This window comes from Haemophilus sp. C1, assembly GCF_001276515.1.
GTDB lineage: Bacteria > Pseudomonadota > Gammaproteobacteria > Enterobacterales > Pasteurellaceae > Haemophilus.
In genome coordinates this window covers 19,851-30,004 of the sequence record NZ_LDVZ01000022.1, presented here as the reverse complement: position 1 = coordinate 30,004, position 10,154 = coordinate 19,851, and the positions used below count along the sequence as shown (strand labels likewise).

Sequence of the window (10,154 nt, the reverse complement as noted above, 5' to 3'; positions counted from 1 at the left end):
TAAGGCACCGGGTTTTGATCTCGGCATCCCTAGGTTCGAATCCTAGTACCCCAGCCATATTTTTTAAATTCTCATAGTTCTAACAAAAGCTAGTTTTTTACCTTATCTAAGGTTGTTTTTGCGATCCAGATCTCAAATACGTTTATTTGTAATATAAAGTAATATTCTATTAATGCTATCTTGTTTTCCTGTTCATTTAGGAGTGCAATATGGAATTTTCTTTACAATATATCATTATTTTCATTTTTGTTATTTTATTTCTAATTGGCTTATTTTCATCTAAATCGAGATCAATTCGTCGTAATGCGAAGAAGAGTCGTCTTTATCTTTCGACAGAAAACAAAATTAATATTGTGAATAAAAATGATCATCTTGATGTCGTTATATTGAGTAAGTATAAAAGAAAAGCCTTGATGAATAAGAGTGAATATCAACTTTTTCTTCGTTTAGAAAAATTGTTATCTAAAGGTTATCAAGAGTTCCGTTTATTTACTCAGGTTTCAATGGGAGAGTTTTTAGAATCAATAGATAAAGAGGCCCATTTTGCGATAAATAGTAAACGAGTAGATTTTCTGATTGTAGATAAGAACGGCTATGCCGTAATAGTAATTGAATATCAAGGGCAGGGACATTATCAGGATAATGCGGCGAAGCGTGATGCAGTGAAACGGGAGGCTTGTCGAAAGGCTGGGGTGATTTTTTTAGAATTTCAGCCAAACTATGGAAAAGCAGAATTAGAATTTGTTGGTGAAAACTTAAAACGTTATTTGATAAAAAATTAAAGTTTAGGTATTTATTAAGAAATAATTAAAATACTCAGAACAAAAAAGCTAAGACTGATATCTTAGCTTTTTACTTTGTTTAAACTTGTGAATTACGCACGTTTGAAGTCAATGTGAACCAATTTTGGTTTGAATGGGTGACGTTGCATTGCTTGTACTTTAACTGCAACTTCTTTGCCACCAATCACTAAAGTGATCACTTCAGAATAGAAAGATTCATGTGCTTGCGCGTTGTTTAACTCATCGTGGTTTAAGATGATTGAAACAGGCTCTTCGCTGCCACCATAAACGATTGCAGGGATTTGACCATTATGACGCAGGCGGCGGCTCGCACCCTTACCTTGCGCTGTACGAACTTCAGCGTTAAATTTAAATGCCATTTTAATGTTCTCTTTAAATTAATGTTAAAAGAAAGAAAATTGCAGGCGACCCAGCAATCTTCCAAATATTGTTCTCAAACAATAAGCACTGAGCTATCCTTTGAGACGGCGAATTATAGAATATCCCTCTTTTCAAAGCAAACTTTTTCTAGGTTTTTTACCCTGAAAAGATTAGAATGTTTAGCAATTTTTTACGATATTCATTAAAAAATAAAGTAGGAAGATTATGGAATTTCTGATTGGATTTTTTACTGATTACGGCTATTGGGCTGTTCTTTTTGTTTTAATTATTTGCGGATTTGGTGTGCCGATTCCAGAAGATATCACGTTAGTTTCTGGCGGTGTCATTGCGGGGCTTTATCCAGAAAGCGTTAATTCACATTTAATGTTGCTAGTCAGTATGCTTGGTGTACTTGCGGGCGACTCCACCATGTATTGGCTTGGTCGTATTTATGGCACAAAAATTTTACGTTTTCGCCCAATGCGTAAAATCGTGACATTACAACGTTTAAGAATGGTGCGTGAAAAATTCAGCCAATATGGTAATCGTGTGTTATTTGTTGCACGTTTTTTACCTGGCTTGCGTGCCCCAATTTATATGGTCTCAGGCATTACTCGCCGTGTCAGTTATACACGTTTTGTCTTAATTGATTTCTGTGCTGCTATTATTTCTGTTCCAATTTGGGTTTATTTAGGCGAACTTGGCGCAAAAAATTTAGACTGGTTACATGCTCAAATCCAAAAAGGTCAAATGGTGATTTATGTGCTTATCGCTTTACTTGCCCTATTCCTGTTCTGGAAATGGAAAAAATCGAAAAAATAAGCGAAGTCATCAAACAAAAGAGCGGTTAAAAAATTCTGTGTTTTTTTAGCCGCTCTTTTTATTTCAATAGACTATAAATTTCTCGCTTTTAAATAATTTTCCACTGTATCCACAATGGCTTGTGTTTGTGGATCAATTTCTATATTCACAATATCGCCCACTTTACGTTGCCCCATTAAGGTTCGTTGCAAAGTTTCAGGGATTAAATTCACACAGAATTGTGTGCCTTTTACTTCCCCAATAGTCAGACTAATGCCATCTACCGCAACAAATCCTTTCGTTAAAATGTATTTCATTACATCTGCACTTGGTAGCTCGAACCAAATTTGTCGGTTATTTTCACTGGCGATAATATCTGAAATTTTTGCGGTGCAATAAATATGACCAGATAATAAATGCCCGCCAATTTCCGTTTCCATTTGCATAGCACGTTCGATATTCACATTATCGCCTACTTTCAACAAACCAAGATTCGTAATTCTTAAGGTTTCTTGCATGAGATCAAAGCTAACCAGATCGTCGTTGACTTCAGTCACGGTTAAACATACACCATTATTTGCCACCGATGCGCCAATTTCTAGGTCTTTACGCATTTCAGGTGGTAATTTTACCACTTGTGTTCTAAAATTAGCCTTTTCTGTAATTGAATGAATAGGCGCAGTGCCTTGTACAATTCCGGTAAACATATTTTCTCCTTTTCTAAAAATTTTTCTTAGTATATCAAATTTATGAATTTTCGTCTTTTATCCCAATATCACGCTGATATTAAAAAATTAATTAAAATTTCTTTACCCATTTTGCTAGCGCAAATTGCACAAAACTCAATGGGATTAGCGGATACCATTATGGCTGGTCGAGTGAGTTCTACTGATATGGCTGCCATTTCTGTTGGCGCATCTATTTGGATGCCATTAGTGCTTTTCGGTCAAGGCTTATTATTAGCGCTGCCGCCGACAATTTCTTATTTAAACGGTTCAGGTCAACGTCATCGCATTGCCCATCAAGTTCGTCAAGGCATTTGGCTTGTGTTAGGTGTGAGTATTCCTTTAGGTTTGTTGATTTATTTCTGTGAAATTCCACTGCAATATATGCAAATGGAAAGCAAAATGTCAGATTTAGCACGCGATTATTTACACGCGATGTTGTGGGGATTGCCAGCCTATTTGATGCTGATTAATTTTCGTTGTTTAAATGATGGGATTGCTAAAACCAAGCCTGCAATGGTCATTACCTTTTTAGGTTTACTGATTAATATTCCGCTTAATTACATTTTTATTTATGGAAAATTTGGCATGCCTGCTTTTGGTGCGGTGGGCTGTGGTATTGCGACAGCTATTGTGAACTGGGCAATGTGCTTAATGATGATTTTCTATTCCTACACCAATGCTCAAGAACGTTCACTAAAAGTATTTAGCCAATTAATTGAAATGCCGAATCCTAAAACACTTAAAAAATTACTGCGTTTAGGATTACCGATTGCCATTGCAATTTGTTGCGAAGTGGCGTTATTTGCACTTACGTCCTTAATGCTTTCTCCACTGGGTGCAACTATTGTCGCAAGCCATCAAATTACGCTGAATACTAGTTCTTTTATTTTTATGTTCCCTATGTCGATTGGTATGGCAACGACGATTTTAGTTGGACAAGCATTGGGTGCAGGTTCTCCACAAAATGCGAAGAAAATTGGCTATGCCGCATTATTATTAGGGCTAACGGTGACAATCATTACTGCATTAATTACGATTTTCTTCCGTTATGAAATTGCATCTATTTTCGTAACCGATGAAATTGTCATCGCCATGGCGGCAAATTTATTATTATTTGCCGCACTTTATCAATTTTCAGATACCGTTCAAATGGTAGTTGGTGGCATTTTACGGGGTTATAAAGATACTAAAGTCATTTTATACATTACCCTTTTCTCTTATTGGGTAATTGGTGTGCCACTGGGTTACACACTTGGTCGTACGGATTGGCTTGTGCCACACATTGATGCGAAAGGTTTCTGGATTGCCTTTGTGGTCTCACTCACTTTCGCGGCGATCTTACTTTCTTTGAGAATGAAAAAAATGCAAGCCATGAGTGACAGCACCCTTTTACAACGTTTAGAAAAACTCAAATAAGGAACTTTATGCAACTTCCAGCTTTACAATCAGCGACATTAATTCGTCGTTACAAACGCTTTCTTGCGGATATTGAACTGCCAACCGGTGATGTGATGACAATTCATTGCGCCAATACAGGCGCGATGACTGGATGCGGTGAAAAAGGCGACACAATTTGGTATTCACATTCCGAAAGCCAAACCCGCAAATATCCTCATTCTTGGGAACTCACTCAACTTGAAAATGGGCAACTTTGCTGTATTAACACGCACCGTTCTAATCAGCTTGTCTTTGAATCATTACAAAACAAGCAAATCAAAGAATTAGCAATGTACGATGAAATTTATCCTGAAGTGAAATACGGCGAAGAAAATAGCCGAATTGATTTCTTACTGAAAGGTGAAGGCTTACCCGATAGTTATGTAGAAGTGAAATCCATTACCTTAGTGAAAGGAAATTTAGGCATGTTCCCCGATGCAGTGACTACGCGTGGGCAAAAACATGTCCGAGAATTACTAGCAATGAAAAAGCAAGGTTATCGCTCAGTGGTACTATTTGCTGGGTTACATAATGGTTTTGATCGTTTCAAAATCGCAGAATATATCGATCCCGAATACGATCGCTTATTAAAAGAAGCAATGGAACAAGGCGTTGAAGCCTATGCTTATGCGGGACAATTTGAAATTTCTAATGGAATTCCTACCGCACTTTCCTTAACAGAATCGGTGACTTATATAAAATAATATTTTGAGAATTATTTTCATTTAATTATTGACAAAGTTATTGATAACAATTATCATCTAATCATTCCAACAACAATATTAGATAATCACTCCAACATTCCCGCCTATTTCCCCACAAATAGGCGTTTTTTTTATTCACAAATTGCCAAGAATCCCTATAATAAAACCTTTCAAAAAACATAATTAGGAAATAATAATGACTGACATTAATACCGTTCTCGCGGAACTAAAGCGCGGTACTGATGAAATCCTTTCAGAAGCGGATTTAATCGAAAAACTGAAAGAAAATCGCCCATTAAAAGTAAAATTAGGCGCAGATCCAACCGCACCTGATATTCATTTAGGGCATACCGTTGTATTAAACAAATTACGTCAATTTCAACAACTCGGTCATGAAGTCTATTTCTTAATTGGTGATTTCACTGGAATGGTGGGCGATCCATCGGGTAAAAATGCCACACGTCCTCCACTCAGCCGTGAAGACGTACTGCGTAATGCTGAAACCTATAAAGAGCAAATTTATAAAATTCTCGATCCACAAAAAACCAAAATCGTCTTCAACTCTGAATGGTTAAGCAAACTTGGTACAGAAGGTATGATTCGTCTTGCAAGCAACTACACCGTTGCGCGTATGCTTGAACGTGACGACTTCAAAAAACGCTTTGGTAACAACCAACCCATTGCCATCCATGAATTTATTTATCCATTACTGCAAGGCTACGATTCTGTTGCATTAGATGCAGATGTGGAACTAGGTGGTACAGACCAAAAATTCAACTTACTTGTTGGTCGTGAATTACAAAAATCAGCAGGTAAAAAACCACAGGTTGCGATTACACTCCCATTACTCGTTGGCTTAGACGGCGAGAAAAAAATGTCCAAATCACTTGGTAACTATGTCGGCGTAACAGAAGCTCCAAGCGGTATGTTCGGTAAAGTGATGTCAATTTCTGATGAACTCATGTGGGATTGGTATAACCTTCTTTCATTCCGTCCATTAAGTGAAATTGCACAGTTAAAATCGGAAGTGGAAAACGGCAAAAATCCTCGTGATGTAAAAATCTTACTGGCAAAAGAATTAATTGCACGTTTCCACAATGAAGATGCAGCAAACGCCGCAGAACAAGAATTCATTAATCGTTTCCAAAAAGGTGCAATGCCTGATGAAATGCCTGAATTTACGTTTTCTGGCGAAATGGGTTTAGCCACCTTATTAAAAGAAGCGGGACTTGTACCTTCCACTTCAGAAGCAATTCGCTCTGCTCAACAAGGCGGTGTAAAAATCAATGGTGAAAAAGTCGATAACGTAAAAGACAATGCACCGAAAGGTACAAATGTTTACCAAGTGGGTAAACGAAAATTTGCGCGTGTAACGGTTGAATAAAGTAGATACAGCTAAATAAAGTAAATAAAAAAATACCGCACTTTGGCAATAAAAGTGCGGTATTTTTTATAGAAGTTTTAATTTAGTTAAACATCGCAGAAATAGATTCTTCGTTGCTAATTCGGCGAATAGCTTCTGCTAGCATGGAAGAAAGTGTTAATACACAAACTACCCAGAACATCTTAAAATTCATTAAATATCAATATCTTAACTTCTTATCTTTACCTCCTATCTTTAGTGCAAATTTTAAACAGTTGCGAGGGAGTATACTCCCTCTTGTTCTCTCTTTACAGAGAGAACAAAACACCTTGGAGAAGAAATTTTTTCTCCAAAGTGCCTATATCTGGGATACTAAAGTTTATGTACTCATTAGAGGTAGGAAATAGTTGGTCGTAAGCCACAAAATATATTGTAGCTTGTGAAGTTTATTTTTAACTTAGAGGAGGATATTCTCATGAATAAACAATATACGTGTAGAGACTTATTAGCAAAAGTAATGAGAGGTAAATCCTATGAAAAGAAAGGAGAAAAATCGTTCTACACGTAAAGTAGAAAAATCAAAAACTGCATTTTCTAAAGAAAATGGTTCATTCGTTCTAGGTGGCTTTAATGGTTTCTTCTTCTACCACAGAAAAGGAAAATCATTCCCTCTAGTTCTTTATTGTGTCATTAAATATGCAGTCGGTTTTATAGGTTTTATTGGTGCAGCGAAAATTCTAGATTTATATCAGGTTTTCAGCTTATGCCCAATATAGCAAGAGAACCTAAGGAGTAAATAATCATATATTGCAATTATTTTAATTTTATCAAAAATACAAAACGATCCTTGAGCCTGTATTTAGACACCTTGTCTAACTATTTAAGCCTGAGTTTTGTATCTAACGAAGCTGAAATTACTCACACTTAGACTAATTCTTTAACAAATTAGGAATGGTCTTAGCGATCGTAATTTCAGCTTTTTTACACTTAAATATCTTTATTAAATTAATCCAACATTATGCAGGCAACCTAAATGAACAAAATCTTTAAAACTAAATACAATTATCTCACTAAAAATTCTGTCGTGACATCAGAATTAGCGAAAAACAGAGGTAAATCTGGTTTGGTGAAAACCGCCTTAGCGATTGCTGCGTTGTCAACTTCTCATCTGGCAACAGCTGAAGTTGTATACTATGATCAAATCAGTGGCGATTTGCATAAAAATGCAGATGGTACATTAATTTATTCAAAAGGTGAAGAGATGCACACTTCTTATCATCTTGAAAAATTAGCTATTACAGCAGTTAATCCAAATACTACAGCATTGGCATTAGATTTAGATACAATTGGATTCACGGGTTCTTTTGGTACAGCTATCTATACGGGTAATACTAAAGCAGCTATTCCGAGCTATGGTTTTTCTCTTTACTTAGACCAAGACAGTTCCATTAAAGCCACAGGTGAAAATGGCACAGCAATAAAAGTGTTGGATGAATTTAGAAATGATAGACATGACCCTGCATTTTTAGCCTTGTCTGATGAAGAGAAAGCCGAAAAAATTAAGGGACTTTATCCGAAGCTCTATGACTATATTGGTATAGGTAATTACGGTGCAATATCTTCCGAAAACGGCGATGCCATTGATTTCTCTGCCTTTAATCGTAAAGATTTATTTGGTAAAGTGGTTGAAAATCTTAACCATAATGGCAGTAGTGTACGCACATATGTAAAGGTGTACGGTGTGATTTCTGCTCCAGAAGATAAGGCAGCATTTATTGGTTCAGATCATTCAGATAGTTTTTTTTTGAATCGAGGTAGTAAAATTGAAGGCAATATTTACTTAGGTAAAGGTGATGATAAACTTTTTTTAAGGGGTAGTGATATATCTAAAGTAAAAGTATTAGAGGGCTCTTATAAAAATAACCCTGATGCTTTAGATAATACGGAGAATAATTATCTTGATTTTGATCAAGAATTAACCGGAAGCAGTGAAAGTGTAGGCACATACGAAGATAAAGCAATTCGTAATTTTGGAAAAATTATAATTTGGGAGAGAGGTATTTTAAATTTAACTGGAAATATGACAAGTAATTCTGGTAAAGTTGGTCATATTCGTATTGATAAAGACGCAAAGTTAAATATTGCCCCGAAAAATACCTCTTCAAATATTCGACTTGATTACGATATTTTAAATGGAGGCATCATTGATTTATCTAAAAATAATCTTCCAAGTGATACTTTAACAATTAGTGGTGATTATCGTGAACGTTATAGTTATGGAGAAAACACTGGCGAACTTCGCGTTAACACCTTCTGGCAAAACCCCGATATCCAACAAACCGATAAACTGATTATTGAAGGTAATCACGAAGGCACCAGCATCGTTAAAGCCTACTACCAAGGCAACGAGAGTATTTTCGGTGATGTTACCCGTTCGGATGTAGAGAAAAACGGTGGTTTATTAACCCCTGTGGTGGAAATTAAAGGCGAAGAAAAGGGCAAATTTGAAGGCACGGCCTCAACCACCAACGCAGGCGAAGCCCAATTAGTACGACATGGCAATAAGTATTATTGGACGTTAACGGCATTAGAACAACCTGCACCGCAGCCTGAGCCTGTGCAACCAGTGCCTCAACCTGAGCAGCCTGCACCGCAACCTGAACCTGTACAACCAGTGCCGCAACCTGAGCCAGTACAACCTGCACCACAACCTGATCCTGTTCAGCCAGTGCCGCAACCAGCGGTGCCAGCTAATAACGGTCCGATGATTTATGCGGAACAGATTGCTGGCTATGTACAAACTCAACGCATTGCTAGGGAAGCGTTATTGCAAGAAAACGGTAAATTGCAAACCCGAATGGGCAGCTTGCAAGCACTGTTAACACCGCAAACTTGGGCACGCGTAGGCGGTGGCTATACCCAAGAACAGGGTAAAGATCGTTTAGCTTATAAATCGAAAGCAAAACTTGTGCAAATCGGCTCAGATTTATTCGTGAACAGCAATGAGAATGGCGTTCGCCGTGGCGGTGTGATGGTATCGTTCAACCGTGCGGATAACAAATTCTACGATAAATACCACGCTCAAAATGGCTATATTGTAGCGGATAAATTGGTGGGCAAAGGCAAGTTAGAAACCGCAACATTAGGCTTATATTCCACTTGGTATGGCAATAACGGCTTGTATTTGGACACCTCCGCAAATGTGGGCTGGATTGGGGCGAAATACACCATACAAAACGGCAACAAAGCGAAAAATCACGGCTTCAGCTTTATGGCAAATACCGAAGTGGGTAAGGAAATTGCGATTTCTACTGATGGCAGATGGAATTTTGTAACACAAGCACAACTCACCTTGCTTAAGACAAAAATGGGCAGATTTAATGACGGCATTCGTGATATGAAATCCAGCCATCAAACCGTATTACGCGGACGCGTTGGGGCAGGTGTGAGCTTCAATGCCGAAAAAGGCAAAAACGCCAATAGCTTCTTTGTTTCACTGAATTTGGTGCACGATTTTATGGGCAGAAAAACCGAATTAGAGGTAGGGCGTGACCGTATTACCGAGCATTATGCTCCAACCTTTGGTGAAGTGAGCATCGGCGGCGTTTTACCATTGGGTAAACAGTTATCGGCGCAGGCAAATCTGAATTACACTCGTGCATTAAGCAAAACCAACACATTGTTTAGCGGCAGCGGTAAGGAAGCTTATCAAGGATATGTTGGTTTGAAATATATTTGGTAATTGTCGTCGGCATATATTTTCCAAAATGGAGGATGACAAGGTTTAAAACAAGCGCTCAGAAAATTCTGACCGATTTGTAAAATTAAGGGCTAAGTTCTGGCGAGCTTGGCCTTTTCTTTTCCTTTTTCTTCTCCCTAGGCTTTTCTTTGTCCTCTTCGATTTTATTCTAGAATAACGCCCAATTATCGAAAACGTTTATGCGAATGTTATGGAGTT

The 10,154-nt window shown here is 37.5% G+C and carries 9 protein-coding genes; 7 read left to right on the top strand and 2 right to left on the bottom strand.

Annotated elements, in window-relative coordinates:
* Window positions 1-209 precede the first annotated feature (209 nt).
* On the top strand, window positions 210-782 hold the full coding sequence (locus tag ABW51_RS08060) for a DUF2726 domain-containing protein (RefSeq protein WP_053466323.1): 573 nt from the start codon (window positions 210-212) through the stop codon (window positions 780-782).
* 92 nt (window positions 783-874) lie between these two features.
* Here ABW51_RS08060 and rplY read toward each other — a convergent pair whose 3' ends face one another.
* Window positions 875-1,162, bottom strand: a complete 288-nt coding sequence (rplY, locus tag ABW51_RS08055) for a 50S ribosomal protein L25 (RefSeq protein WP_005633680.1) — start codon at window positions 1,160-1,162, stop codon at window positions 875-877.
* Window positions 1,163-1,388: 226 nt separating this feature from the next.
* Between rplY and ABW51_RS08050 the strand changes: the two genes are divergently transcribed.
* Window positions 1,389-1,985 carry a DedA family protein gene (locus ABW51_RS08050; RefSeq protein ID WP_046949531.1) on the top strand — a complete coding sequence of 199 codons (597 nt, stop codon included), beginning with the start codon at window positions 1,389-1,391 and terminating at the stop codon, window positions 1,983-1,985.
* 71 nt (window positions 1,986-2,056) lie between these two features.
* Here ABW51_RS08050 and ribE read toward each other — a convergent pair whose 3' ends face one another.
* The gene (gene ribE, locus ABW51_RS08045) at window positions 2,057-2,671 is read right to left on the bottom strand and encodes a riboflavin synthase (protein WP_053466322.1); all 615 of its coding nucleotides are present in this window, start codon (window positions 2,669-2,671) and stop codon (window positions 2,057-2,059) included.
* A gap of 42 nt (window positions 2,672-2,713) precedes the next feature.
* Here ribE and hmrM point away from each other — a divergent pair, with 42 nt between their 5' ends.
* From hmrM to ABW51_RS08015, 5 genes are all read left to right on the top strand, one after another.
* Window positions 2,714-4,108 (top strand): sodium-coupled multidrug efflux MATE transporter HmrM, encoded by a 1,395-nt coding sequence (gene hmrM, locus ABW51_RS08040; RefSeq protein WP_053466321.1) that lies wholly within the window; start codon window positions 2,714-2,716, stop codon window positions 4,106-4,108.
* Window positions 4,109-4,116: 8 nt separating this feature from the next.
* A complete protein-coding gene (sfsA, locus tag ABW51_RS08035) occupies window positions 4,117-4,833 on the top strand; it encodes a DNA/RNA nuclease SfsA (protein ID WP_053466320.1) in 717 nt (238 codons plus the stop codon).
* 196 nt (window positions 4,834-5,029) lie between these two features.
* Window positions 5,030-6,217 (top strand): tyrosine--tRNA ligase, encoded by a 1,188-nt coding sequence (tyrS, locus tag ABW51_RS08030; RefSeq protein ID WP_053466319.1) that lies wholly within the window; start codon window positions 5,030-5,032, stop codon window positions 6,215-6,217.
* Window positions 6,218-6,729: 512 nt separating this feature from the next.
* Window positions 6,730-6,972, top strand: a complete 243-nt coding sequence (locus tag ABW51_RS08020; protein ID WP_053466317.1) for a hypothetical protein — start codon at window positions 6,730-6,732, stop codon at window positions 6,970-6,972.
* Between the two features lie 257 nt (window positions 6,973-7,229).
* Window positions 7,230-9,938 (top strand): autotransporter outer membrane beta-barrel domain-containing protein, encoded by a 2,709-nt coding sequence (locus ABW51_RS08015; RefSeq protein ID WP_053466316.1) that lies wholly within the window; start codon window positions 7,230-7,232, stop codon window positions 9,936-9,938.
* Window positions 9,939-10,154 lie beyond the last annotated feature (216 nt).